The organism is Pseudomonas sp. TMB3-21 (assembly GCF_054898145.1).
In genome coordinates, this window is the sequence record NZ_CM142718.1 from 2,271,260 (window position 1) to 2,296,942 (window position 25,683).

Annotated in this window: 24 protein-coding genes and 1 pseudogene; 8 read left to right on the forward strand and 17 right to left on the reverse strand. The window is 58.7% G+C overall.

Going from position 1 to position 25,683, the window contains the following annotated elements; genetic code table 11:
- Positions 1-19: 19 nt before the first annotated feature.
- The 4 genes from darG to ACYZTS_RS10520 form a co-directional block, all read right to left on the reverse strand.
- The gene (gene darG / locus ACYZTS_RS10505) at positions 20-1,108 is read right to left on the reverse strand and encodes a type II toxin-antitoxin system antitoxin DNA ADP-ribosyl glycohydrolase DarG (protein WP_461995730.1); all 1,089 of its coding nucleotides are present in this window, start codon (positions 1,106-1,108) and stop codon (positions 20-22) included.
- Positions 1,105-1,749: a type II toxin-antitoxin system toxin DNA ADP-ribosyl transferase DarT gene (gene darT / locus ACYZTS_RS10510; protein ID WP_461995731.1), complete on the reverse strand. Its 645-nt coding sequence runs from the start codon at positions 1,747-1,749 to the stop codon at positions 1,105-1,107. Before darT ends, darG begins: the two co-directional genes overlap by 4 nt.
- Entirely contained in the window at positions 1,746-2,327 is a 582-nt protein-coding gene (locus ACYZTS_RS10515; protein WP_461995733.1) for a DarT ssDNA thymidine ADP-ribosyltransferase family protein, read from the reverse strand. The genes darT and ACYZTS_RS10515 overlap by 4 nt, the downstream gene beginning before the upstream one ends.
- 166 nt (positions 2,328-2,493) lie before the next feature.
- Complete coding sequence (locus ACYZTS_RS10520) at positions 2,494-3,414, reverse strand: restriction endonuclease (protein ID WP_461995735.1); 921 nt, start codon at positions 3,412-3,414, stop codon at positions 2,494-2,496.
- A 433-nt stretch (positions 3,415-3,847) separates the two neighbouring features.
- Between ACYZTS_RS10520 and ACYZTS_RS10525 the strand changes: the two are divergent.
- Positions 3,848-4,600, forward strand: a pseudogene (locus ACYZTS_RS10525) (PDDEXK nuclease domain-containing protein); the annotation flags it as partial.
- Between the two features lie 381 nt (positions 4,601-4,981).
- Here the strand turns inward: ACYZTS_RS10525 and ACYZTS_RS10530 are convergent.
- From ACYZTS_RS10530 to exaC, 9 genes are all read right to left on the reverse strand, one after another.
- On the reverse strand, positions 4,982-5,734 hold the full coding sequence (locus ACYZTS_RS10530) for a S24 family peptidase (RefSeq protein ID WP_461995737.1): 753 nt from the start codon (positions 5,732-5,734) through the stop codon (positions 4,982-4,984).
- A gap of 211 nt (positions 5,735-5,945) precedes the next feature.
- Positions 5,946-6,473 (reverse strand): inorganic diphosphatase, encoded by a 528-nt coding sequence (gene ppa, locus ACYZTS_RS10535; protein ID WP_045061525.1) that lies wholly within the window; start codon positions 6,471-6,473, stop codon positions 5,946-5,948.
- A 111-nt stretch (positions 6,474-6,584) separates the two neighbouring features.
- Entirely contained in the window at positions 6,585-7,397 is an 813-nt protein-coding gene (locus ACYZTS_RS10540) for a M90 family metallopeptidase (protein ID WP_461995739.1), read from the reverse strand.
- 6 nt (positions 7,398-7,403) lie between these two features.
- Positions 7,404-8,060 carry a DedA family protein gene (locus tag ACYZTS_RS10545; protein WP_028620882.1) on the reverse strand — a complete coding sequence of 219 codons (657 nt, stop codon included), beginning with the start codon at positions 8,058-8,060 and terminating at the stop codon, positions 7,404-7,406.
- 286 nt (positions 8,061-8,346) lie between these two features.
- A complete protein-coding gene (locus ACYZTS_RS10550) occupies positions 8,347-8,805 on the reverse strand; it encodes a GNAT family N-acetyltransferase (protein ID WP_461995742.1) in 459 nt (152 codons plus the stop codon).
- Between the two features lie 119 nt (positions 8,806-8,924).
- Entirely contained in the window at positions 8,925-9,749 is an 825-nt protein-coding gene (eutC, locus tag ACYZTS_RS10555) for an ethanolamine ammonia-lyase subunit EutC (RefSeq protein ID WP_461995744.1), read from the reverse strand.
- A gap of 8 nt (positions 9,750-9,757) precedes the next feature.
- A complete protein-coding gene (locus ACYZTS_RS10560) occupies positions 9,758-11,152 on the reverse strand; it encodes an ethanolamine ammonia-lyase subunit EutB (protein ID WP_461995745.1) in 1,395 nt (464 codons plus the stop codon).
- Between the two features lie 51 nt (positions 11,153-11,203).
- The gene (eat, locus tag ACYZTS_RS10565; RefSeq protein ID WP_461995747.1) at positions 11,204-12,637 is read right to left on the reverse strand and encodes an ethanolamine permease; all 1,434 of its coding nucleotides are present in this window, start codon (positions 12,635-12,637) and stop codon (positions 11,204-11,206) included.
- Between the two features lie 208 nt (positions 12,638-12,845).
- Positions 12,846-14,366 carry an acetaldehyde dehydrogenase ExaC gene (gene exaC / locus ACYZTS_RS10570; RefSeq protein ID WP_461995749.1) on the reverse strand — a complete coding sequence of 507 codons (1,521 nt, stop codon included), beginning with the start codon at positions 14,364-14,366 and terminating at the stop codon, positions 12,846-12,848.
- Positions 14,367-14,772: 406 nt separating this feature from the next.
- Between exaC and ACYZTS_RS10575 the strand changes: the two genes are divergently transcribed.
- The 4 genes from ACYZTS_RS10575 (at position 14,773) to ACYZTS_RS10590 (ending at position 19,019) form a co-directional block, all read left to right on the forward strand.
- A complete protein-coding gene (locus ACYZTS_RS10575; RefSeq protein ID WP_461995750.1) occupies positions 14,773-16,692 on the forward strand; it encodes a sigma-54-dependent Fis family transcriptional regulator in 1,920 nt (639 codons plus the stop codon).
- Positions 16,693-16,763: 71 nt separating this feature from the next.
- Positions 16,764-18,113: a UDP-N-acetylmuramate:L-alanyl-gamma-D-glutamyl-meso-diaminopimelate ligase gene (gene mpl, locus ACYZTS_RS10580; RefSeq protein ID WP_461995752.1), complete on the forward strand. Its 1,350-nt coding sequence runs from the start codon at positions 16,764-16,766 to the stop codon at positions 18,111-18,113.
- Positions 18,110-18,742, forward strand: coding sequence for a flavin prenyltransferase UbiX (gene ubiX, locus ACYZTS_RS10585; protein WP_028620890.1), 633 nt, complete (start codon positions 18,110-18,112; stop codon positions 18,740-18,742). The genes mpl and ubiX overlap by 4 nt, the downstream gene beginning before the upstream one ends.
- A complete protein-coding gene (locus ACYZTS_RS10590; RefSeq protein WP_461995754.1) occupies positions 18,735-19,019 on the forward strand; it encodes a YceK/YidQ family lipoprotein in 285 nt (94 codons plus the stop codon). The genes ubiX and ACYZTS_RS10590 overlap by 8 nt, the downstream gene beginning before the upstream one ends.
- A 163-nt stretch (positions 19,020-19,182) precedes the next feature.
- Here ACYZTS_RS10590 and ACYZTS_RS10595 read toward each other — a convergent pair whose 3' ends face one another.
- The 3 genes from ACYZTS_RS10595 to ACYZTS_RS10605 form a co-directional block, all read right to left on the reverse strand.
- Positions 19,183-19,824: an oxidoreductase gene (locus ACYZTS_RS10595; RefSeq protein WP_461995756.1), complete on the reverse strand. Its 642-nt coding sequence runs from the start codon at positions 19,822-19,824 to the stop codon at positions 19,183-19,185.
- Between the two features lie 27 nt (positions 19,825-19,851).
- The gene (locus ACYZTS_RS10600) at positions 19,852-21,570 is read right to left on the reverse strand and encodes a C13 family peptidase (RefSeq protein ID WP_461995758.1); all 1,719 of its coding nucleotides are present in this window, start codon (positions 21,568-21,570) and stop codon (positions 19,852-19,854) included.
- A gap of 112 nt (positions 21,571-21,682) precedes the next feature.
- The gene (locus tag ACYZTS_RS10605; RefSeq protein WP_028623804.1) at positions 21,683-22,138 is read right to left on the reverse strand and encodes a MaoC family dehydratase; all 456 of its coding nucleotides are present in this window, start codon (positions 22,136-22,138) and stop codon (positions 21,683-21,685) included.
- A 180-nt stretch (positions 22,139-22,318) separates the two neighbouring features.
- On the opposite strand from ACYZTS_RS10605, the gene ACYZTS_RS10610 reads away from it, so the two are divergent.
- Genes ACYZTS_RS10610 through ACYZTS_RS10620 form a run of 3 tightly spaced genes read left to right on the forward strand, consistent with a single transcriptional unit; the run spans position 22,319 to position 23,998 of the window.
- Complete coding sequence (locus tag ACYZTS_RS10610; RefSeq protein WP_461995761.1) at positions 22,319-22,684, forward strand: CidA/LrgA family protein; 366 nt, start codon at positions 22,319-22,321, stop codon at positions 22,682-22,684.
- On the forward strand, positions 22,681-23,397 hold the full coding sequence (locus tag ACYZTS_RS10615) for an LrgB family protein (protein WP_028623806.1): 717 nt from the start codon (positions 22,681-22,683) through the stop codon (positions 23,395-23,397). The genes ACYZTS_RS10610 and ACYZTS_RS10615 overlap by 4 nt, the downstream gene beginning before the upstream one ends.
- Positions 23,398-23,407: 10 nt before the next feature.
- Entirely contained in the window at positions 23,408-23,998 is a 591-nt protein-coding gene (locus tag ACYZTS_RS10620; protein WP_028623807.1) for an LON peptidase substrate-binding domain-containing protein, read from the forward strand.
- 155 nt (positions 23,999-24,153) lie between these two features.
- On the opposite strand, the gene ACYZTS_RS10625 is transcribed toward ACYZTS_RS10620, so the two are convergent.
- Positions 24,154-25,470 carry a bifunctional DedA family/phosphatase PAP2 family protein gene (locus ACYZTS_RS10625; RefSeq protein ID WP_028623808.1) on the reverse strand — a complete coding sequence of 439 codons (1,317 nt, stop codon included), beginning with the start codon at positions 25,468-25,470 and terminating at the stop codon, positions 24,154-24,156.
- Positions 25,471-25,683 lie beyond the last annotated feature (213 nt).

Here is a 25,683-nt window from a genome sequence, read left to right on the forward strand (position 1 = left end):
CATTCGGGAACAGTTGAAGTTAACAGGCAGCCATTTCAGGCTTGAAACTACTGGAGGTCAGGCGTTTGAGTGCGATATCAAGCGCCGGATCGTCAAACAATCTGCTTTTGCGAGCTGCAGCACCGGCTCCGCCATCCCAATGCTTCAAAGCTTCGCGTACGGCAGGAACAGTCGGAGATACCTTCTCCTGACTCAGCAACCAATCGACCGTCGCCAATAACTCCATACCGAAGGGCGACTCAAAGCCATCGATTAACTCTGCCGTGCGTTCCAGGGCTTGGGAATACTCCTTGGCCTCCGTTTTTAGATAGGTTTGCAGAAAAGCTTTACGCTCCTGGTCAAACCAGATCACGTCACTGATACCCGCATCACTGATGCGCTTGTCGCAATGCAGATAGCTGCCATCAAGATTATTAAGCAGATGCTCCAACCGATTGGCATACGGCCCATATTTATGAGCAACAAACTTAAGATTCAGTGGGTTTTCGATGTCCGGTAGCTTCTCAATAGCGCGTTCCAGGAACCAGGCCAGCTTCTGAATCTCAAGCAGGCTGCATTCCATCCCCAAAACCCAGTAGCGTCGGACCAGCTCGGCAATGAGTGCGCGAGCAGGCGTGAGTTTTTCCACGCCGCTACGCTTGGCGACATTCAGATACTGGTCGGAAGGTTCGAATACCAACACGTCGACATCAAGATCACTCAAGACATCAACAATCTGTTCGCGAACCTCAGGCCATTTCAATCCACCGTTACCGGCCCCTAGCGGTGGAACCGCCACAGACTTCACGTTGTTTTCAATCAGGAAGCGACGCAGATCGTGTAAACCTTCGGTAATCCAAGCCATCTGCGACGGCGATCGCCAGTGACGTTTGGTAGGAAAGTTCACGATCCAGCGAGGGCCATCAAGCTCGTTGGCTGCCGTTACGTGAACCTTGCCCGTTTCTACCTCACCAGCCTTGCAGGCCGCCGAATATAGACGGTAGTTCTCCGCGAAGCGCTCTTTGAACATCAACGCGATACCTTTGCCCATCACGCCTACGGTATTCACCGTGTTGACGAGGGCTTCGGTTTTGGCTTCCAGAAGGTTGCCTTGGGTAAATCTGATCATTGGAAATACCATCCCGGACGCGCATGAACAGACAGCGTCAGGCCCCTAGCGGCCACGTCTTGTTCTATGCGTTCTTTCATTGCATCGGTGTAGCACATGATGCCAAGGAGTCCTGTAATTGGTAGGTGATGGTGAATCAGCGCTTCGGCCTGATAGCGCTCCATCTTTCGAGGGTCATCAGGATCACGTTTGAAATCACGCCGCTGAAGGATAGACCAATCGATCTCGCCGAGATTCGCCAGATCGCTGTAATAGTCTGTCCAATCCGGGTAGGCGTGTGCGTTTGTGAAGACGAATGGTAGACCAAGCTGTTCTACGCGGTACAGGCTGGAGACCAGAATCACGATCTCATCGTTGCTGCGCTGCTGAACGCTCCACCCGGAGTGAATGTTTTTCATCATCACAGAGAAGGGGGTGAAATAGAAGGGTACGTAGTCGGCCAAAAACCCCTCTGGCGAGATGGGCACAGAGCGGGATCGGCGCTTGTCGATCAATTCGACGTTGCCGATATTCACGTACTGGGGGGCCAGCACCTTCGAGTTTGCGCAATGCAGCCCATTGTCCAGAATCCACGGCAGGTTATCGCGATGGACGATCCGCCAAATCAGAGCCTTCTCTGGATTCAGACTGGTGTAGGTCATTGATAAAACATTCTCTGATTCGCGCCGGTGAGTACATTAACACCGGCCTTGCGCATTTTTGCCACGCAGAGTGCTTCGACCTCCTCGTTAGGCGTGAAGATTTTGAAGAAGGCGTTTGGTTTCACAACGCCAGGTGACAAGCATTCCGCCATGCAGATGCTTTTGCAGTGCGCGTCGTGATACTCCCGGCTGTTCATGACCTCCCACTCGATGGTTTCGAAACCCTCGTCGTAATCGAGTAACTGGATTGAATCGTTGGCCAGAGGGTGGCGAGGAATGACTTTCCAACCGTTTTGTTTCGCAATGGACCTGTAAACGGAGATCAAGACGAATGTCACATCAGGGTTGTTACGTTGCACACTTCCGTCGAATGGATTTGCAGCGAACCAGTGAAAGGGCACATAGCTGTCAAGCTCAAGGACTTTGCGCTTCTTCAGGATTTCACTGTCAGCTACATCTTTGAAGTCGGTGAGTTCAGCGCGAGGCTTTAGACCTCCCTGAAAAATGCCATCCAGGTTTTCAACCGAAGTGAGGTGGTATAGAAGCTTTTGTTCCTTGATGTTTCTGACGTCTGGCATCGTGGTCTCCTTGACCTGCACAACTATCTAAACCCGCTTTAGCCCAATCTCTTCTGCGCGTTAACCGCGACCTGCCAAGTCGGGCGTACTTCGTGATTCTAGTGTGCCACCACTTTGAGCCTCAAGCGTTGCAGGGGAAGTGGCCGGTTTGCCTAAAACCGATCTCTCACTCTTCGTCAAAATAATCACGATCCAGCGCAGGCAACCGCAACAATCGGGATGTAACGCCGACTTCATGATCCATCATCAAATGCACCAGCCGCGTACCATCAACCAGAACGATGCCCTCCACCGATTTGGCGAAGTCGATCGCATGAGCGGTGAAACCAGAGGTTGTGATGAACACCCCGCGTTTGGCTTTCTGTCCGGCAAGTGCACCATAGAAAGCCTGCAGCTCAGGTCGGCCAACCGTGTTCTGCCAGCGCTTGGCTTGAACGTAGACCTTCTCCAACCCCAGCTTATCGAGCGAGATGATGCCATCAATGCCGGCATCCCCAGAGCCGCCAACTCGCTGCAAGTCATTGCGACTAGCGCCGTATCCCAAGCGATGAAGCACATCCAGCACGATCACTTCGAAGCGGTTGGGGCTGACCTGTAACAAGTTATCCAAAAGGTCAGCCGCCGTAGCGTCGCGCAATTCCTGGAGGGCTTGTTCAAGCCGGTCATCCGGGCTGGCGGTCGCAGAGGTCACGTCAGGTTCAACAGGTGTTTCGTCATCAAGCGGTGCCGCGTCAGGTGCAACCTTCAGCTTCACATTCATATAGCCAATGGCTAAATGTTCCACTGCGCCGGCCGGCAAGGGGGCTGGATGTTCCTTGGCGTAGGCCACACCCGCGTCAGTCAGTTTCCAATACCCGCGTTTGGCACTGCTGGAAAGGCCGGCACGCTTGAGCCGATCGTGTGCCCAGCCTACTCTGTTCTTATAGGTCGTCTGCCCACTGGCGATCAGTTCTTCACGTTGCTCTAAAGTCAGTTGCAACATTTTTGCTGCAGCTTCATAGGCATCCCGAGCGGGTGCTCCATCGGGTTTCGTGGCGAGAAACCGCAGGATGGGTTCGATGAACTGATCGTAAGTTGGAACGGACATGGACGCTTCCCTGTGATGGCTACGTTTTTGTGCTGATCGGCGGGCGAGTATAAATTAACGCTCACTCAGGTATCCCGCACGGGTGAGTCGTTAACGGTGATAAAACGTAAGCCACTGTGTATAGAAAGGCTTTCGTCCTACAGAACATCCCGTCGCAATAAATTCCGCCGTCTAGCATACGCAAGCTTTGCCCAGACGTTATCATCCCCCACTTTTTAGCGCCTGCTCAGCGGGCGCGTGAGCCATGGAGCAAGACACGGTGATCACCGGATCCGTGTTTACACGGATCTATCGTGCTTGGCACTCCTAAGCACGAGTTGTTAATGGGTAGCTAGGAGAGCCGTCTAAACAATAATCGAGTAGACGACGCTTGATATCTCCTGGCATTCAGGTGTGGCCGAGCATTTGAAGGGGGGCAGCTTTGAACACTGCCGCTGAATTTGTGCAAGAGGTGCTTGCACAATTGCCCTGGTATCACCAATTAGCCTTGCTGGATAAGTTGCCCGGCCCCGGAACCCGCCGCTGGTATGCGGCCCAGGCCATTGAGCACAACTGGTCGCGCAACGTATTGGTGATGCAGATAGAGTCGGGTTTGCTGGAGCGCAGCGGCAAGGCAATCAGTAATTTTGAAAACCACCTGCCTGCAGCGCACTCCGACCTGGCGCGCGAGTCACTGAAAGATCCTTACCGCTTCGACTCCCTCGGCCTGACCGTCGATGCGCAGGAGCGCGAGATAGAAAACGCGCTGGTCAAGCATGTCACTGAGTTCTTGCTGGAACTGGGCGCAGGCTTTGCTTTTGTCGGCAAGCAAGTGCTGCTGGATGTCGGCGGTGACGAGTTCTTCATCGACTTATTGTTCTATCACCTCAAGTTGCGATGCTATGTCGTCATCGAGCTAAAGGCCGGCAAATTCAAGCCAGAGCATCTCGGGCAATTGAGTTTTTACCTGACCGCTGTCGATGCCCAACTCAAACATCCATCAGATGGCCCGACTATCGGTCTGCTGCTGTGCAAGAGCAAAAACAAGATAGTGGCCGAATACGCGTTGCGGGATAACGCCCAGCCCATCGGCGTGGCTGAATACCAGTTGGTGGAGTCATTGCCGGCAGAGTTTCAAACGAGTCTGCCGAGCATTGAACAGATCGAGCGGGAGTTGGCGGGGGCGGCAGGGGATGTTGAGTCGTAAGGGCGGTTGAGCCAAGAGCCAAATGGCAGGCATTAAAAAGCCGGCTTGTGGCCGGCTTCTCGGGGACTGGCTTGGTTTATTTTTGGTAAACCGCGTCAGCCTTCAAAACGTACACCCGGATCTTGCGTCCGGCTGTGGGACTTGGCGAGACAGTCGTCTGCCTTGTCGGTGCGATCGAGCCGCGGGGCGGGGCGATGCGCAAATGTGCGGCGCAGCATACTGATTTTTTTGCGTAATGCCCAGTGTGGAGTGCGGAGTAGAGCGTTCGGCCGCGCTGGGCGACATTTTTGTGCTGAATGTGCCTGCGTCATCGCGGGCAAGCCCGGCTCCCACAGGTTCTGTATTGACCTGGAGAATCGGGTTGCCAAGAATCGTAGGGGGTTATAGAAACGGCACCAACGGCCTGCGTTTATTAAGGGTCGACCACCAGAATACCCATCCCAGCACCCTGATATTTTGCTCTTCGATGTGCACGGGCCTGAAGATTTCATCCGGGTATTCGGCACTGTTATGGCTGCGCATGCGCAACGAGTTGCCGGGAATACGGTGCAGGTATTTGATGCGCAGCATGCCGTCGTGCTCGATGGCGTAGATTTCTCCGTCGACGATTTGCGTCAGCCCGCGGTCGATGGCGATGAGGGAACCGTCTTCGATTTTTTCGGCCATGCTGTTGCCGATCATGCGGGCGCAGATCGCGTCGGTGTACTTGATTTCCAGTGAATCGAGGTCGCTTCGGGGCAGGCGGATGGATTGATCCGGATCCTTGATGACGTGAGTTTTGTCGGAGCCCGGGCCGAGGCTGGCTTCTTTGAAAAACGGCAGTTCGACATCGGTAGGTTCGACGACTTTATAGATGCCCCGCATCGCCTGAGCGTCGGAGGCGTTACCGGCATGGTCGACCACGCGCAGTTCCTTCGCAGCCTTTGGGCCTTCGCCGGTTTTGAGCCAGTCGCTGCTGACAGAGAGTCGTCTGGCGACTTCTTCCATGAAGTAGTCCGGTACTCCGCGGGAATACCAGTTATGCACGTTTTGAGGTTTTTCGATCTGCAGGAATTCGGCAAATCGCGTCGTGGTGATATTCGCCTCTTGGAGGAGCATTCTGAATCGCACACCGCAGGTTTTGTTCTTTTTCATGAGCAAGAGTCTACGTGCGGCACGCGGGGCTTTGAATAAACGACTCGTTCAATTTCAGGGTCGAATTTACGACCGGATGTAAGACGCCCTTGTCGGAAAATAAACAGAGCCAACGAAGGCCGCAGAGCATTCAACGGCCGGTTTGTGCGGGTATAGCGGCCACAAAAAACCCCGGATCAACCGGGGTTCTCTTTGCATCCGAAGTGCAGGATCAGCCTTTGTAGGCGGCGACCGACTTCATGATTTCGGTGCGTGCCGCTTCAGCGTCGCCCCAACCTTCGATCTTCACCCATTTGCCTTTCTCGAGATCCTTGTAGTTCTCGAAGAAGTGCTTGATCTGCTCCAGCAGCAGCGCTGGCAGGTCAGTGTATTCCTTCACGTCGACGTACAGCTGGGACAGCTTGTCGTGTGGCACTGCGATGACTTTGGCATCGCCGCCGCCATCGTCGGTCATGTGCAGAATGCCGACCGGACGGGCGCGGATGACCGAGCCTGGAGCAACCGGGTATGGGGTCACAACCAGCACGTCGAGGGGGTCGCCGTCGTCAGCCAGGGTGTTGGGAATGAAACCGTAGTTGGCCGGGTAGAACATCGGGGTGGCCATGAAACGGTCAACGAACAGGCAATCGCTGTCTTTGTCGATTTCGTATTTGATCGGCGCGTGGTTGGCCGGGATCTCGATCGCGACGTAGATGTCGTTCGGCAGGTCTTTGCCAGCCGGAATCTTGCTGTAGCTCATTGGGCGGTGCCCCCGTAAGTTGACCAAAAACACTTGGCCGGATTGACCAAAAAGTGGCGGCGATTATAGGCATATTCCGCCTTCGACGCCATGTACCAGAAGTCGTAGAGACTAGTCACGTGCCTGATAGACCGGGTCTTCGGCCAGAAGTTGCCGCAACCGGGCCAGCGGGTCCTGGCGATAAAACAGCTTTAGTTGCTCGTAGACCTGTGGGTAGTTCTCCTGCAGCACATCCGGCGCGCTGAAGAAGTACTCACTGGTGACCGCGAAGAATTCGGCCGGGCTCTCCGCCGCGTAGGGGTCGATGGCCGTTTCGGCGTCGGGGTCATGCTCGAGTTGTCGATCAAGATCATCATAGGCCTCCTGCATCGCCGTCGCCCAGTCGCTGACGCGCATGTCCGTGTGCAGCGGTGGTAAACCGTTGGCGTCGCCATTGAGCATGTCGAGTTTGTGCGCGAGTTCGTGAATGACCAGGTTGTAGCCTTCCCACCCGCCGCTGGCCATCACACCGGGCCAGGCTAGAATGATCGGGCCTTGCTGCCAGGCTTCGCCGCTGTGCTCACCGTCCCATTCGTGTTCCACGCCGCTGGCGTCGCGATGGCGCTGCGGACTGACGAAATCGTCGGGGTACAGCACTATCTCGTGAAAACCCTGATACCAGTCCAGATCGCCAAGGTGCAGCAAGGGCAACTGCGCCTGTGCCGCGAGCAACAGGCGCTGCTCCTGATGGAGCTCGACGCCGGGCAGGGCGGTGAGGTGTTTGTCTTCGAGAAACAGCACGCAGGCTTCGCGCAGCCATTGGTCTTCGGCGGCAGTGAGGCCATCGAGAAAGCTCAGGTGGTGGCGCACCCGCTGCCACATGTCATCGGCAATCGGGTGGCGCGCGAGCCGGCGCTGGCGACGCCAGGCGCTAAACGACCACATGCTGATTCAGCGCGACTCGACTTTGGAGTTTGAACCGCTGAAGCGGCTGCGAAACAGGCCGATGATCATCGGCACCAGCGACAGCAGGATGATTGCGACCACCAACAGCGACAGGTTTTTCTTGATGAACGGGACGTTGCCGAAGAAATAACCGAGGGTTACCAGGCCACCGACCCAGAGAATCGTGCCGAGCACGCTAAAGCCGAAAAAGCGCGGATACGGCATTCTGGCAACACCGGCGACGAATGGCGCAAAGGTCCGGATGATCGGCAGGAAACGCGCCAGGGTCACGGTTTTGCCACCATGCTTGTCGTAGAAGTCGTGGGTTTTCTGCAGGTAATCGCGGCGGAAGATTTTCGAATTCGGGTTGCTGAAGAGTTTTTCCCCGGCGGTCCGCCCGATCACATAGTTGGTGCTGTCCCCGAGAATCGCCGCCAGCATCAGCAGGCCGCCCAGCAGCACCGGGTCCATGCCGCCACCGGCCGCGACAGCGCCGGCAATAAAGAGCAGGGAATCGCCCGGCAGGAAAGGCATTACTACCAGACCGGTCTCGCAGAAAATCACCAGAAACAGAATGGCGTAGATCCATGGCCCGTAGTTGTTGACCAGCAAATCGAGGTAAACATCGAGATGCAGAATAAGGTCGAGCGGGTTGAAATCCATGGCGGGCACCTGTGGTAAGCGGCCCGACTCGGCAGGCCTGTGCGGATGACTTCGCGTAAGGCCTACAGACGGGTGTAGTTTTTCTTACAAGCCGAAAGGACGGCATTATACGGTTTGAGTGATGAAAAGCGCGTTGAGTTTGTAGCGGGGGGTGTCGCGCAGGACCGGCGGTCAACGCGCGCTCTGCTGCAAGGAGCAAGCTTGTTCGCGATGGGGGTGGTCATTCAACCCTGCGTCGGATGGAAGACCGCTTTCGCGAGCAAGCTTTGCTCCTACAAGGTGAGGTTCAGAGCTCGTCGCTGATCGGCAACACGTAGTTCTTGAACTCGGTGTCTTCCTTGAAACCAATCGATTCGTAGGTTTTCTGCGCCACCTCATTATTGCTGCTGGTGGATACACGCATGCGCACGGCGTGAGTGTCCTTGGCCATTTTCTTCGCGGTGCGGATCAGGTTGTCGGCCACCAGCTGGCGGCGCGCATCTTCGGCGACGTAAATGTCGTTGAGTATCCACACACGCTTGAGCGACAGAGACGAAAAGCTTGGGTACAGCTGACAGAAGCCCATCAATTTGTTGTCGGCATCGGCCAGAGCCAGATAGATCACTGATTCCTTGCGACGCAGACGTTTTTCCAGAAACGCGCGGGACGAGTCGGGATACGGCAAGGCGCCATAAAACTCGCGATACTTGACGAACAACGGGGTCAGCAGGTCCAGGTGTTCCAGAGTCGCTTGAATAATCCGCATCGATAGGTCTCGTCTTCAAGTGGCTGTCATCACGTGCTTCGACGGCGGACGGTTCTCACTCGGGCAGCCGTGCGTCGATCCTGCCTGAATCGACCGCCGAAACGCAATGCGGAAACGCTTCAGGCATCCGGCGCGCTGAGTAGGAAATTACCCTTCATGTCCGCACCATCGTCCGACGTCAGCGTCTGAACTTGCGCTTCGTCCTTCAGATTGACCCCGGACAATTGCCGTCGACAGGCTTCTCGCATCAGATACAGCAGGCGATGCGCCGCCATGCCGTAGCTCAAGCCTTCGAGCCGGACATTGGAGATGCAGTTGCGATAGGCATCGGTCAGGCCGACTTTTGGGCCGTAAGTGAAGTACAACCCCAGGCTGTCCGGCGAACTCAGCCCCGGACGCTCGCCGATCAGGATCACCACCATTTTTGCGCCCAGCAGTTCGCCGATCTGGTCGGCCACGGCAACCCGGCCTTGCTCGACCAGAATGACCGGCGCCACAGACCAGCCGTCCGCTGCCATCTGCTCCTCCAGGCGCGCGAGAAAGGGCAGGGTGTGGCGATGAACGGCAAGCGCGGACAAACCATCGGCCACCACGATGACCAAATCCACCCCGCCGGGATTGGCTGCGGCGTGATCGCGCAAGGTTTGCGCTGATTGTTCACTGAGCTTGCGGCCCAGATCGGGCCGTTGCAGATAGCTGTCGCGGTTGGTCGCAGCACTTTGCAGCAACAGCGTTTCGCGTCCGCGCTCCGCCAGTTGTGCGCTGAGCGCGGCGTGGTCGAACGGCAAGTGCACGGCGTCTCGGGCCTGGGCGTGGGCGTACTGGAAGTCCAGTTGCGCGCTGGTCGGCATGCTGGTGCCAGTGCGGCCCAGCGCGATGCGCGCCGAGGTCAGGCGACGCAATTCAAGCAGCGGGTTTTGCGCATCAACAGGTGGTTTATCCATTTCGACACTCATCCCAATTGCGCCAACGCGTGGCGGAATGCCGGGGGCAAGCTGTCGCCAAACCTGACCCGGCCGTCTGCTTGCGTGAAAATGCCCATGGTCGAAAGCCATTGTTCGAATTCCGGCGCAGGTTTCAGCCCCAGCGTCTGCCGGGCGTAAAGCGCGTCATGAAAAGACGTGGTCTGATAATTGAGCATGATGTCGTCAGAGCCCGGGATACCCATGATGAAGTTGATCCCGGCCACGCCCAACAGCGTCAACAACGTATCCATATCGTCCTGATCGGCTTCTGCGTGGTTGGTGTAGCAGATGTCGCAGCCCATCGGCACGCCGAGGAGTTTGCCGCAGAAATGGTCTTCGAGACCCGCGCGAATGATTTGTTTGCCGTTGTAGAGGTATTCCGGGCCGATAAATCCTACAACGGTGTTCACCAGAAACGGCTTGAAATGGCGCGCGACGGCGTAGGCGCGGGTTTCGCAAGTTTGTTGATCGACACCATGGTGGGCGTTGGCCGACAGAGCGCTGCCTTGGCCGGTTTCGAAATACATCAGATTCTGCCCCAGCGTGCCGCGATTCAGACTGAGCCCGGCGTCGTAGCCTTCCTGCAGCACGTTCAGGTTGATGCCAAAACTGGCGTTGGCCGCTTCGGTGCCGGCGATGGACTGGAACACCAGGTCCAGCGGGACGCCGCGATTGATCGCCTCAATGGACGTGGTGACGTGGGTCAGGACGCAGGCCTGGGTGGGAATGTCGTAGCGCTGGATGATCGCATCGAGCATTTCCAGCATTGCGCAGATCGATGAGGTGCTGTCAGTGGCCGGGTTGATGCCGATCATTGCGTCACCGTTGCCGTACAACAGGCCGTCCAGAATGCTCGCGGCAATGCCGGCCGGTTCATCCGTCGGATGATTGGGCTGCAGGCGTGTGGACAAGCGACCGCGCAGCCCCATCGTGCCGCGAAATTTCGTCACGACGCGGATTTTCTGCGCCACCAGCACCAGGTCCTGCACGCGCATTATTTTCGAAACAGCGGCGACCATTTCCGGCGCCAGCCCAGGCGCGAGGGCGCGCAGGCTGTGTTCGTCGGCCGCATCGCTGAGCAGCCAGTCGCGAAAACCGCCGACGGTGAGGTGGCTGACAACGGCGAAAGCCTGTTTGTCGTGGGTGTCGATGATCAGCCGGGAAATTTCATCGGCTTCATAAGGGATCAGCATTTCCTGCAGGAAATGGCTAAGCGGTATGTCAGCCAGCGCCATCTGCGCTGCGACGCGCTCGCCGTCGTTCAGGGCGGCAACGCCCGCGAGGAAGTCGCCCGAGCGAGCCGGGCTGGCCTTGGCCATGACGTCCTTGAGGCTGTCGAAGCGGTGGGTCTGGTTGCCGACCGTGTGCGCAAAACTGGCCATACAAATTCTCCGTGACGGCGCAGCGCGGGGCTGCGCCGTGTTATCCGGCGGTTAGTGCAAGGCTTCTTCGGCTTGCTGAATCGCCGCGAATTCCTCTTCAGGGGTACCTGCTACCAGGTGATGCCGGCTATAGAAAGCAAAGTAAGCAATTAGCACTCCATAGATGATGGCTGCGCCGATGACGACCCGTGGATCCACGAGGAACCCCGCGATTACCGCAATGCAGGCCAGCACCAGCGCGACGCCCGAGGTGAAGATGCCGCCCGGCGTGCGGTAAGGCCGATCCATTTTGGGGCGACGAATACGCAGAGTGATGTGCGCGGCCATCATCATGACGTAGGAAATGGTCGCGCCGAACACGGCCACCAGAATCAGCAAATCACCCTGGCCGGTCAGCGACAGGCCAAAACCGATGATGCCGGGAATGATCAGCGCCAGCACCGGGGCTTTGTTCTTGTTGGTCTCGGACAGTTTGCGCGGCAGATAGCCGGCGCGGGACAGCGCGAAAATCTGTCGCGAATAGGCGTAGATGATCGAAAAGAAACTGGCGATCAGCCCGGCCAGACCGACCAGATTGACGAAATGACCCATCCAGGTAGAACCGCCATACGCCTTGCTCAAGGCTTCGACCAACGGGTTGCCCGACGTCAGTAACGCATTCGCGCCCGCACCGCCGGGGCCGATCACCAGAATCAGCAAGGCAAAAGTCACCAGCACCAGCATGGCGCCGATCAGCCCGCGTGGCAGATCGCGTTTCGGATTTTTGGTTTCTTCGGCGGCCAGCGGCACGCCTTCGACAGCGAGGAAAAACCAGATCGCGAAGGGAATCGCCGCCCACACGCCGACGTAGCCGAACGGCAGGAAACTGCTGGCGCCCCTGGCTTCGGTGACCGGGATGTCGAGCAGGTTGGCGACGCTGAAGTGCGGCACCATTGCCACCAGAAACACGGCCAGGGCCAGCGCCGCCACGGCGGTGATGACGAACATCAGCTTGAGCGCTTCGCCGACCCCGAAAATATGGATGCCGATAAAAATGATGTAGAAGGCCAGATAAATCATCCAGCCACCGATGCCGAACAAAGACTGGCAATAGGCGCCGATAAATACTGCGATGGCGGCGGGGGCGATGGCGTATTCGATGAGGATCGCGGTGCCGGTGAGAAATCCGCCCCATGGGCCGAACGCACTGCGGGCAAACCCGTAGCCGCCGCCGGCGGTGGGGATCATGGAAGACAATTCCGCCAGGGAAAAACACATGCACAAATACATGGTGGCCATCAGCAATGTGGCGAGGAACATGCCGCCCCAGCCGCCTTGCGCCAGGCCGAAGTTCCAGCCCGCGTAATCGCCGGAGATGACGTAAGCCACGCCGAGTCCTACCAACAGGACCCAGCCTGCTGCACCTTTTTTCAGTTCGCGTTGCTGGAAATATTCTGTGCCGACTTTTTCGAAGTCGACCGAGGATCCGGTGGGTTCGCTAGGCATGAGAAGTACCGTCCGTTGTTATTGTTTTTTAACTCGGCATTTTTATGCCGAGTGCAATTCGCAAGTACTTGTGAGAATCACTGTAGGAGCTGGCTTGCCAGCGATGAGGCCCGCACAGCAAGTCTCTTGGTGGAAGGGCACACCGCTATCGCTGGCAAGCCAGCTCCTACAGTTGATTGCATTTCAACTGCAGGAGCGGTTGGGAAGGTTAGAAAAAGCCCAACGGGTTGATGTCGTAGCTCACCAGCAGGTTTTTGGTCTGCTGATAATGATCGAGCATCATTTTGTGGGTTTCACGCCCGACGCCGGACTTCTTGTAACCGCCAAACGCGGCGTGCGCCGGATACAGGTGATAGCAGTTGGTCCAGACACGCCCCGCCTTGATAGCGCGGCCCATGCGGTAGGCGCGGTTGATGTCGCGTGTCCACAGGCCGGCGCCGAGGCCGAACTCCGTGTCGTTGGCAATGGCCAGCGCTTCGGCTTCGTCCTTGAACGTGGTGATGCTCACCACCGGGCCAAAGATTTCCTCCTGGAATACCCGCATCTTATTGGTGCCCTTGAGCAATGTCGGCTGGATGTAATAGCCGCTCGACAGGCTGCCCTCGAGTTTTTCCACTTTGCCGCCAGTCAGCAATTCGGCACCTTCGCCCTTGGCAATCTCCAGGTACGAAAGGATTTTGTCGAATTGTTGCTCGGAGGCCTGAGCGCCGACCATGGTGTCAGTGTCCAGCGGATCGCCCCGTTTGATCTGTAAGACTTTTTTCATGACCACTTTCATGAAATCGTCGTAGATCGATTCCTGGACCAGCGCGCGCGATGGGCAGGTGCACACTTCGCCCTGGTTGAAGAACGCCAGCACCAGGCCTTCAGCGGCTTTCTCGATAAACGTTGGCTCGGCTTGCATGATGTCTTCGAAGAAGATATTCGGCGACTTGCCACCCAGCTCCACGGTGGACGGAATGATGTTTTCGGCCGCGCATTTCATGATGTGCGAGCCAACCGGGGTCGAGCCGGTGAAGGCGATCTTGGCGATGCGTTTGCTGGTGGCCAGCGCTTCGCCGGCTTCTTTGCCAAAACCCTGAACGATGTTCAGCACGCCCGGCGGCAGCAGGTCGCCAATCAGCTCGACCAGCACGGTAATGCCCAGCGGCGTTTGCTCGGCAGGTTTGAGCACCACGCAGTTACCGGCCGCCAACGCCGGGGCGAGTTTCCACGCGGCCATCAGGATCGGGAAGTTCCACGGAATGATCTGGCCGACCACGCCCAGCGGTTCATGAATGTGATAAGCCACAGTGTTGCCGTCGATTTCGGCAGCGCTGCCTTCCTGGGCGCGGATGCAACCGGCGAAGTAGCGGAAGTGGTCTGCGGCCAGCGGGATGTCGGCATTGAGGGTTTCGCGCACGGCCTTGCCGTTGTCCCAGGATTCGGTGATCGCCAGCAGTTCCAGGTTTTCTTCGATGCGATCGGCGATTTTCAGCAGCGCCAGCGAACGTGCCTGGGCGGACGTCGCGCCCCAGGCATCGGCGGCGGCGTGGGCAGCGTCCAGGGCCTTGTCGATGTCTTCGGCGGTGGAACGCGGGAATTCAGCGATCGGTTGGCCGTTCACGGGTGAAGTGGTGGTGAAGTACTGACCTTTGACAGGCGCGACGAACTCGCCGCCGATGTAGTTACCGTATTTGCTCTTGAACGAAACGATAGCGCCTTCAGTACCGGGGTGAGCGTAACGCATGATGGTTTCTCCTGGCTTTTGTAGTTATGGAAGAGAGGCGCATGTGCGCTTGCTATAAGCGTAGAGCAAAGGTTGGGCCACTGCCTTGCAGGTCAGGGGAATCAAGGCTTTAGGTGATTTCTGTCGGACGGGCGGATGCTCTCTGTCGCGAGGTCGACACAATGCAGGTGACAGTTTGTACCGGTTCTGACACAGGTGGTGACCGGGCAGTCTTGCCAGCATTGCAATGCAGACTTGGCTGGAGGATGCTCGGGCTTGCACTTTTGATGGCTGCTGCTTCGCCCCTGTAGGGGCTGTCGAGTGACACGAGGCTGCGATCTTTTGAGATGACTTTGAAAAGATCGCAGCCTCGTGTCACTCGACAGCTCCTACGGGGCCGTGGACCTTTCGGGGAGAACAATAAGAAATGCACGACAACCATTTGAGTCGCCATGCCCGGCAAGTGTTGACCGTCACCCAGGGAAAATCTCACCTGCACGGTCCCGGCAGCGATCCGTCCATTGCCCGATCCTGGTTGCGGTGCCTGGAGGACTATCACCTCGACCCGGCCCAGACGATGGCGCCGACGGTGCTCGAACATGGCCGCGTGCTCGAAAGCCGTGAACGCTTGCAGCAAGTGCTACAGATCGCGGGCTCGGAAATGAGCAGTCTTCATCAGCAGCTTTTCGGCGCTGGCCATGCGGTGCTGCTGACCGATGCCCGCGGGGTGATCCTCAACTGCGTGACGGCGCCAGCCGAGCGCAAGATATTCGAGCGCGCCGGCCTGTGGCTCGGCGCCGACTGGAGTGAAGCGTGCGAAGGCACCAACGGCATCGGCACCTGCCTGGTGGAGCGCCAATCGCTGACCATCCATCAGGACGAACATTTCCGCGGCCGCCACACCGGCCTGACCTGCTCGGCGAGCCCGGTGTTCGACCCTCACGGCGAATTGCTGGCCGTGCTGGATGTGTCATCGGCACGCCACGAGGTGTCCCGCCAGAGTCAGTTTCATACGATGGCGTTGGTCAATCTGTCGGCGAAGATGATCGAGAGCTGCTATTTCCTGCGCTACTTCGACAATCAATGGTTGCTGCGTTTTCATCTGCAGGCCGAATCCGTCGGGCTGTTCAGCGAAGGGTTGCTGGCGTTTGACGGGGAAGGGCGCATCAGCGCGGTCAATCAGAGCGCGCTGAACCTGCTTGGGCACATTCGCGGCGGGCTGCTGGGCAAGCCCGTAGAAGCGTTTTTCGATTGTTCGCTGGATGATTTGCTGGGGCGTGCAAGTGTCGATGCCAGCGCCAGTTGGCCATTGCGCACGCGTGACGGGCGGGGCTTGTTTGCGGTTTTGCGTGGGCAGTCGCGCAGTATTCCCCAGCGGATGGCGCTTGCGTCAGTGATCGCGCAACCTGTGCGCCTGTCAGGCATCTGCCTGGGTGACGCCGGGTTGGAGGAAGATTTCCGCAAGTCTGTGCGCGTGTTCGAGCGCGATGTGCCGCTGTTGATCAATGGCGAAACCGGTTCCGGCAAGGAAGCGTTCGCCAAGGCGGTGCATCAGGCCAGTCAACGCTCTGCCAAATCATTCATAGCGCTTAATTGTGCAGCCATTCCTGAAAGCCTGATCGAGAGCGAACTGTTCGGCTATCGCGGCGGCAGTTTCACCGGTGCGCGCAAGGAAGGCATGCGCGGCAAGTTGCAGCAAGCCGATGGGGGCACGTTGTTTCTGGATGAAATCGGCGACATGCCGCTGGCGATGCAGACCCGGCTATTAAGGGTTCTGGAAGATCGCCAAGTGGTACCCATCGGGGGCGAACCGGAATCGGTCAATGTGCGGATCATCAGCGCGACCCACCGAGACTTGTTGGGGCGGGTGCAGGACGGCAGTTTCCGCGAAGACCTTTATTATCGGCTGAACGGCCTGGAAGTCGCGTTGCCGGCATTGCGTGACCGTAGCGACAAATCACAGTTGCTGGATTTTTTGCTGGCCGAGGAAACGCCAGGTGAAACCTTGCTGATTGACGCCCAAGCGCGCCAGGCCTTGCTCGGGTTTGCCTGGCCAGGCAACGTGCGGCAGTTGCGCAATGTGCTGCGCACGTTGGCGGCGCTGTGTGATGGCGGGCGAATAGGGTTGGAAGATTTACCGGCGATCATTCTGCAGGCCCGGCCCGCGCCGGTCGTTGCGGTCGAAGAGCCGTCGGATCATCCGCTGGACGATGCCGAGCGATCGACACTGCTCAATACGCTGGAGCACACGCGGTGGCACATGACGCATGCGGCAGAGCAGTTGGGCATCAGTCGCAATACGCTTTATAGAAAGCTGCGTAAGCATGGCATCGCTCGGTCAGCGTGACAGATCAAAGCGAAAGGGTGCGAATTTCCCCTCCCTAGGCTAACCTGCGGCCATGTTTTACGAGGTCGACTATGCACATTCATATTCTTGGTATTTGCGGCACTTTCATGGGTTCGATGGCGGTTCTGGCCAAAGAGCTGGGCCATCGTGTGACGGGCTCCGATGCCAACGTCTATCCGCCGATGAGCACTCAACTCGAAGCCCAGGGCATCGAACTGACCCAAGGTTACGATCCGGCGCAACTTGATCCGGCACCCGACCTGGTGGTCATCGGCAATGCCATGTCTCGCGGCAATCCGGCGGTGGAATATGTGCTGAACAAAGGCCTGCCATACGTCTCCGGGCCGCAGTGGCTGGCGGACCATGTGCTGCAGAATCGCTGGGTGCTCGCCGTTGCGGGTACTCACGGCAAAACCACCACCAGCAGCATGCTCGCCTGGGTGCTGGAGCATGCGGGCATGAGCCCGGGTTTCCTGATCGGTGGTGTGCCGCAGAACTTTTCCGTGTCTGCCCGCTTGGGCGATACGCCGTTTTTCGTGATCGAAGCGGATGAGTATGACAGCGCCTTTTTCGACAAGCGCTCGAAATTCGTTCACTACCGTCCGCGCACGGCGATCCTGAATAACCTTGAGTTCGACCACGCCGACATCTTTCCGGATTTGCCCGCCATCGAGCGGCAATTCCACCATCTGGTGCGAACTATTCCGAGCGAAGGCCTGGTCATTCATCCGACCACCGAACCGGCCTTGTTGCGCGTCATCGAGATGGGCTGCTGGACCCCGGTGCAAACCACCGGCGCCGGTGGCCAGTGGCAGGTCAAATTGCTCAGCGAAGACGGCTCCAGGTTCGAAGTCATGTTCGAAGGCGTCGCCCAAGGCATTGTCGAGTGGGACATGACTGGCCAGCACAACGTCGCCAACGCCTTGGCTACTTTGGCTGCAGCGCGTCACGTGGGTGTGGTGCCGTCCATGGGCATCGCCGCGTTGAGCGCGTTCAAAAGCGTCAAACGACGCATGGAAAAAGTCGCGGAAGTGCGCGGCATCACCATCTATGACGATTTCGCTCACCACCCGACCGCCATTGCCACCACGCTCGACGGTCTGCGCAAGCGCATCGGCGACGCGCCGCTGATCGCCATCATTGAGCCGCGCTCCAACTCGATGAAGCTCGGCGCGCACCGGGATGGTTTGCCGGAAAGTGTGAACGATGCCGATCAGGTGATCTGGTACGCGCCGGCCAACCTTGGCTGGGATCTGGCCGGGACTGCCGCGTCGTGCACTGTTCCGTCGATCATCAGTGATTCGCTGGAAGGCATCATTGAGCGGGTCAAGAGTCAGGCTCAACCCGGCACGCACGTGGTGATCATGAGCAACGGCGGCTTCGGCGGCCTGCACGGCAAACTCGCCGAGGCGCTGCAATGAACAACGGCCCGGAACGTATCACGCTGGCGATGACCGGCGCATCGGGCGCGCAATATGGTTTGCGCCTGCTGGACTGCCTGGTGCGCGAAGACCGCGAAGTGCATTTCCTGATTTCCAAAGCCGCGCAACTGGTCATGGCCACCGAAACTGACGTGACGTTGCCGCCAAAGACCCAGATGATGCAGGCCTTCCTCACCGAGTACACCGGCGCCGCTGCCGGGCAGATTCGTGTGTATGGCAAGGAAGACTGGATGTCGCCGGTGGCGTCCGGCTCCGGTGCGCCGGCGGCGATGGTGGTGGTGCCGTGTTCCACCGGGACCTTGTCGGCCATCGCTACGGGTGCCTGCAACAACCTGATTGAGCGGGCCGCCGATGTGACCTTGAAGGAGCGTCGCCAGTTGATTCTGGTACCGCGCGAGGCGCCGTATTCGAGCATTCATCTGGAGCACATGCTCAAGTTGTCGAACATGGGCGTGACCATTTTGCCGGCGTCGCCGGGCTTCTATCACCAGCCGCAAACCATCGATGACCTGATCGATTTTATCGTTGCGCGGATTCTCAATCTGCTGAACATCCCGCAGGACATGCTGCCGCGTTGGGGCGAACACCATCTGACCAGCGATGAATAAACTGCTGGTCGTTCTGCTCGCGTTGCAATTGGCGGGATGCGCCACGGCGCGCACGCTGGATGCAGCCAAGCCCGGGGCGCCAGTGGTGTATGCCGGGACACGGCTGGATTTGTATGCGTTAAACGGCGGTTGCTGTGCGATGGACCGGTTTGGCGCAGAGGCACCGAGTTATCCAGGCGTTGATCTGCCGGCGAGTGCGTTGCTGGATACGCTGTTGTTGCCGTTGTCGGTGTTGACGGTTTTGGGTGTAGGGTTTCAGGCGACCGGTGGATTGTAAGGCATTGCGATTCTGTGGCGAGGGGCTTGCCCCCGTCGGTCTCGGAACAGAGGCAGAGACTGAATCCGTAGGGGGCCGCTGCGCGACCCAACGGGGGCAAGCCCCCTCGCCACGGATTAGAGCTTATGTGCCACAGGCCGCGCGCTTGCCACAGATTTGCGGCTTATTTACCCAACTTGCGCAACTCATCCGACTCAACCACCCGCACGCCATCCTGCTCTTCCAGCGCCAGTCGCCACATCGCGCGGGCCAGCTGACAGGCTTCGATGCCGTGATACTTGCCCGGAATCAACCGTGACAGCGGCCCGGCGACTTTCTCGGCCAGGCGCGGTTCGATGCGGTCGCCCAGCAGCAGCGAAGGTCGGCAGATGGTCAGTTGCGGCCAGTCCTGCGCGCGCAGTGCGTATTCCATTTCGCCTTTGACGCGGTTGTAGAAAATCGAGGATCGGCGATCGGCCCCCAAGGCACTGATCACGATCAGGTGCCGCGCTCCCATCTCCCGCGCACGTTTGGCGAAGGCCACGACCATGTCCAGGTCCACGGCGCGAAACGCTTCCTCCGAACCCGCTTGCTTGATCGTCGTGCCCAGGCAGCAATAGGCGATATCGACGCGACCGTTCAGTTGCGGCAGGAATACCGCCGGGTCGCCGACCGGGTTTTCCAGGTGCGGATGTTCAGCCAGTGGCCGCCTCGAAGGTGCCAGAACACGCGTGATCGTTGGCTCGTTGAGCAGGCGGTCGAGCAGGTGTTCACCGGTCAGACCAGTGGCTCCGGCAAGCAAAACGTGCTGAGGCGTCAAATACATAGTGTTTCTCCCCTGATACTGTTCAGCTTAGTTGCTCTTTGCATCCTTGTTGCCGATAGAGACACTTTGCAGCGCTTTTCGTGCCTGCTGCCTGCGCAATAGCTGCCAGTGGGAGAGAACGGTTTTGGGCGCCCAGATCTGTGGTTCGGAAGCCTCGAAGTTGTCGGCCAGCTCACGCTCGGCCACGGTCGCCTTGGCCAGTTTGAAGGCGTGTTCCAGGTCATCGGTCTGGTTCAGCGCCTTGGCGAAGAGGGCGTCGCCGAAGTAGGTGAAGTTGGCTTCTTCGGAGCAGCCGAACGACACCCGATCGGCGCGCGAAGCCGTCATGATCAACGTGCGTTCGTCTTTGAGGGCGGGGATGAATCCACCGCTGTAGCAGGCCGAGATCACGATAATCTTGTCGCGATTTTTCAATGGCGCGAGAACAGCGGCGAGTTCGTCGGTGGGCAAGTCGGAGAGTTGCATGCGTGGCTGCTCGAGGACCAGTTCGTGCTCGCTGGTGCCGTGGCTCGTCAGGTAGATGAACACCACGTCTTCGGGACCGCTGCGTTCGGCCAGGGTCAGGGCCGCGCGACGCAGGTTTTCCCGTGTGGCCATCGGGCGATCGACCAGGTGATCGCGATGGTTGACCAGACGAATCTGGCCAAACGCACCGAAGCGACTGGCGAGCATGTTACTGACGTAGTCGGACTCGCGCAGGAACACGCTTTGCTTGCCATCGCCGCCCAGGGTCAGGGTGTACAGTTCGATGGCCGGGGTCGAGGCGGGCACATTGGCCAGCGCCTCTTCGAGCAGGCGGCCCTGGGCCAGCAAACCCAGTTCGAGACTGTCGGGCAGCAACTTGCCGTCGGCATCGCGCACGCGCTGGCCGTTGATCCACGTGCCGCTTTGCACGGTGCCGTCGGTCAACACCAGCGTGCCGCGCCCGGAATAACTGTCGGCGTCGAACTGACCGACGTAGAAACTGCCGTCGGACAGGTTCAGGCGCCCCTGACCGGTGAAACGCCAGTCATTGAACTGGCCAATGTAGTGGCTGCCATCCGCGCCGATCATTTCGCCCTTGCCGTTCAGCGCGCCCTCCTTGAACTGCCCGAGCCAGACATCGCCGTCGGCGTTCTCGTAGCGGCCCTTGCCGTGCAACTGATTGTTCTTGAAACCGCCGATGTACAAATCGCCTTCGGCACTGTTGAAAGTGCCGTTGCCTTCCAGCTGACCATCCTTGAAATGCCCGCTGAACTGGTTGCCGCTGCTATCGCCGCGCTGGCCTTCACCGTTCGGTTGGCCGTTGGCGAATTGGCCCTGATACGAACTGCCGTCGTCCAGTTCAAGGCGACCGAGACCGGCGTATTGATCGGCTTTGAATTCGCCACGGTAGGTCATGCCGTTTTCTTTGAGGGTGCCTTCGCCATCCCTGCGCCCAGCCTTGAAGCCGCCGGAGTAGCTGCTGCCGCTGGTGCTTAGGGTGCCTTTGCCATCGAACAGGCCTTGATTGAAGCCGCCGCGATACACTTCGCCGTTGCTGCCGTGCCACTCACCCTGGCCATGCCATTGGCCTTTGTCGAATTCACCGGCGTACCAGCTGCCATTCGGATAATCGACACGGCCCTGGCCTTGCAGCAGCCCGTCGACCACTTCACCGCGATAGCGTCCGCCGTCCGGCAGACGCGCGTCAGGCGGCAACAGCGATTCGCCATCGCCGCAAGCGGTGAGCATCAGAGTCAGGGCGATAAGGGCAAGTGAGCGCATAGCGGGATCCGGGCAATTAGGCGACCGAGTATGCCGCAGCTCCATGATCTTATATAGCCGAGAGCACCGCAGAGGGCGCGAAACAGCCTGCGCTGCTTCGCATCCGGGATGGTTAGACGAAGGCGAGCGACAGCGGCTCGGCGATGTAGGCCGGTTTTTCCGAGCCTTCAATCTCCAGCGTGGCGGTGGCTTTGAGCAGCCATTGGCCGGGTTTCTTTTCGGTGACATCGGTCAGTTCGACCTTGAGGCGTACTTTCGAATCGACCTTGACCGGCTGGATGAAACGCACGCTGTCGAGCCCGTAGTTGACCACCATCTTCAGACCTTCGGGCAGGACGAGGATGTCTTCCATCAGTTTGGGAATCAGCGACAGTGACAGGAAGCCGTGGGCAATGGTGCTGCCAAAGGGCGTTTGCGCGGCTTTGACCGGGTCGACATGAATGAACTGATAATCGCCTGTAGCCTCGGCAAACAGGTTGATGCGCTCCTGATCGATGGTGAGCCATTCGGAACGTCCAAGCTCCTTGCCGACATAATCTTTGAGCTCTGCAACGGGAACATAGGGCATTGAGACTCTCCTTGGGTTCATCGATTTTTATAGTTTTTGGGGGCCGGGATTGGGCTCCCGGATTACCACTTTAGATCAACATGGCTATTTGCTCCGGTCAACCGACCATGCTTTTGGCGAATGCCGGTCCATAGCGCGGACATGCTTATAATGCCCGGCGCGATTTTGAGGAGACGACGGATGCTGTTACGTGGCCTGACCTGGCTGGTGTTGTTCCAATTGCTGGGCACCGCCCTCAATCATTTGTTTCTGCCTGTGTTGCCGGGGCCGATCATTGGTCTGCTGCTGTTGCTCGTGTACCTGATCTGCCGGGGGCGGGTCGGTGAGCCGCTCAACCTCGCCGCCAGTAGCCTGCTGCGTTACCTACCGTTGCTGCTGGTGCCGCCGGCGGTGGGCGTGATGGTTTACGCCAAGGACATCGCTGCCGATTTCTGGGCGATTGTCGGTGCACTGGTGTTGTCGCTGCTGCTGTCGATGGCTTTCGCCGGCGTGCTGATGCAACGCATGATCAAGCGTCACGCGCCTCAGTCCGAGGATGCGCCATGATCCTCGACTGGCAGGGCGCGTGGGCCTCGGTGATTCATCACCCCTTGTTCGGTATCGGCATCACGCTGGGTGCGTATCAGTTGGTGCTGGCAGCCTTCGAAAAAACCCGCTGGATCTTTTTGCAACCGGTGCTGGTCTCCATGTTGTTGGTGATCGCTGTGCTGGTGGGTTGTGGGCTGAGTTATGCCGAATACCGCCAAAGCACCGAGATCCTCAGCATCCTGCTCGGCCCGGCTACGGTGGCGCTGGCCGTGCCGCTCTACCTGAACCTGCGGCGGATCCGGCAGTTGTTCTGGCCGATTTTTACTACGCTGGTGGTAGGCGGGGTGGTGGCCACGGGCATGGGCGTGTTGCTGGGATGGTCGTTTGGCGCCGAACACATGATCCTGATGACCATGGCGCCGAAGTCGGTGACCTCGCCGATTGCGATGTTGGTGGCCGAACAGATTGGCGGTGTCGCGGCGTTGGCGGCGGTGTTCGTACTGATCACCGGGGTCATCGGTGCGATTTTCGGTCCGGGTCTGTTGACGCGGTTAGGCGTGCACAGCCCAGAGGCGCGTGGCATGGCGCTGGGCATGACGGCCCACGCGGTCGGCACGGCGGTGGCCATGCAGGAAAACGAAGAATGCGGCGCCTTTGCGGCGCTGGCGATGAGTCTGATGGGCGTAGCCACGGCGGTATTCCTGCCGTTGGCAGTGTCGATGGTGGTGTAAGGAAATGTCTATGAGCATGCCGCTTTTTCCATTGAACACGGTGCTGTTTCCCGGGTGCATCCTCGATCTGCAAATCTTCGAGGCGCGCTACCTGGACATGATCGGGCGCTGCATGAAGCAGGGCGGCGGTTTCGGCGTGGTGTGCATTCTCGAGGGTGAAGAAGTCGGCATCGCACCGGCCGGTTATGCGCTGGTCGGCTGCGAAGCCGTGATCACCGATTTCAAGCAGCAGGAAAACGGTCTGCTGGGCATCCGCGTGCAGGGTGGGCGGCGTTTTCACGTGTTGCGCACCGAGGTTCAGCGTGACCAGTTGACGGTTGCCGAGGTCGAGTGGCTGGAAGATGAACCCGAGCAGCCGCTGCAGGATGAGGACGCGGATCTGGTGGCGCTGCTCAAGGCGTTAGCTGAGCACCCCATGGTCGAAGCCCTCAATATGGGCACCGAGGCGAAGGGGCAACAGTCATTGGCCAATCAGTTGGCGTACCTGTTGCCGTTTGCTGAAATGGACAAGATTGACCTGCTGCAACTCGACGATCCGCAGCAACGGCTGGATGCGATCCAGGCGTTGCTGGACGAATTGCAGGGCGAGTTGTTCGCCTGAAAGCCGCCTCTATTCCTGTAGCAGCTGCCGAGCACCGCGAGGCTGCGTCCAGCTCTGACTGCTGGTACTGACTTGGCGAGGACTGCGTCCTCGAACGCAGCCTCGCAGGCTCGGCAACTGCTACAGGTTTGCAGCGACGCGGTTACAGATCTGTATCAGTAGGAGTAGCGCATCATCGCATTGGGCAAGTGTCGCAGGGCGAAGAAGCTGAACAGTGCCAACATCGCCGGCAGGATCAGCCACCAGACTCTGAAGGGGATGGCGTCGAGCTGCAGCTTGCGCTGATTAAGCCCTAGGCTCGCCGCACACACGCATGACGCCAGCATGGCGCCGGCCACTACGTCAGTGGGCCAGTGCGCGCCCAGATAGACCCGGGAAAGCGCGATCATCAGTGCCGGGATACACGCAATGAATAACCACGTCAGGCGCATTCTTGGCGGTTGTCCACGACCGGCCAGCACTGCCAGCGTCAAAAACAGTGCAAAGGCGCCGGAGGCGTGACCGCTGGGCATGCTGAAGGTGGTTAGTGGATCGCTGAGGACTTCCGGACGCACCCGGGCAAAAAACTGTTTGGTGAACGTGTTGGCCAGTGCGGTCAACAGCAGCGTGCTGCCGGCGAAAACCGCTTGCCGCCATTGCCGCGTCAGCAACAGCAACGTCGTCAGCAGAATGCTGAACAGCAGCATGTTGCGGAATTCGCCGATCAGCGTGAAGGTGACAGCGATTTCGTCCAGAGTAGCGCTGCGATGTTCCTGCACCAGGGTCATAACACCTTGGTCGAGCGCTGTCAGGTGCGGATAGCCGATGAACAGTCCCGCGAGAATCAACACGCCCATGCATGAGATCAAAACGGTCGCTTTGCGGTGCCGGCGTAAACTGCTGGTCACACTCAAACCGACCATTACCGCGATACTGCCGGCGACGATGCCGGCTTGCATCCAGAAACCTTCCGGCAATGGCAGACGAATCGCTGCGCCGGTGGCCCAACCGGGCAATAGATACGCCACGCTCCAGCCAGCGGCAGCCAGTAGACTGACCGCGGCAAAGCGCGGGAATGGCATGTCGAACATGCCGGCAACCATCGGCAGCATCGGGCGCAACGGGCCGATGAAGCGCCCGACCAGCAGGCTGGCGATACCATAGCGCTGGAAATAGGTTTCGGCGCTGCCGATCCATTCCGGGTGATGGCGTAGCCCAGGCAAACGCCGGATGTTCTGGTGGAAATGGCGACCGATGAAGTAGGAAACGATGTCGCCGAGCACTCCGGCAACAAATCCCAACAACAGCGTCTCGCTCAATGACAGTGCGCCGCTGCCGGCCAGCACGGCCACGGCAAACAGCAACACCGTGCCGGGCACGACCAGCCCGGCAATCGCCAGGCATTCCACGAAGGCCACAATGAATACTGCCGCAGCCAGCCATTGCGGGTTTGCCGCCAGCCATCCAGTCACGCTATCGAGCCATGGGCCCATAAAAACAACTCCATTGAATGTTTAAATTCCTGGCGAAAGACGCGATCGTGATAACGCCGAGTACCCTGTGGGCGACCTGTGGCGAGGGGGCTTGCCCCCGTTGGGCTGCGCAGCGCCCCCAAAATTGCTGATATGCCACAAATTTTGGTGAGTGCTACGCTCTCAAACGGGGGCAAGCCCCCTCGCCACAGTTGCTACCACAGGGACTTTCAC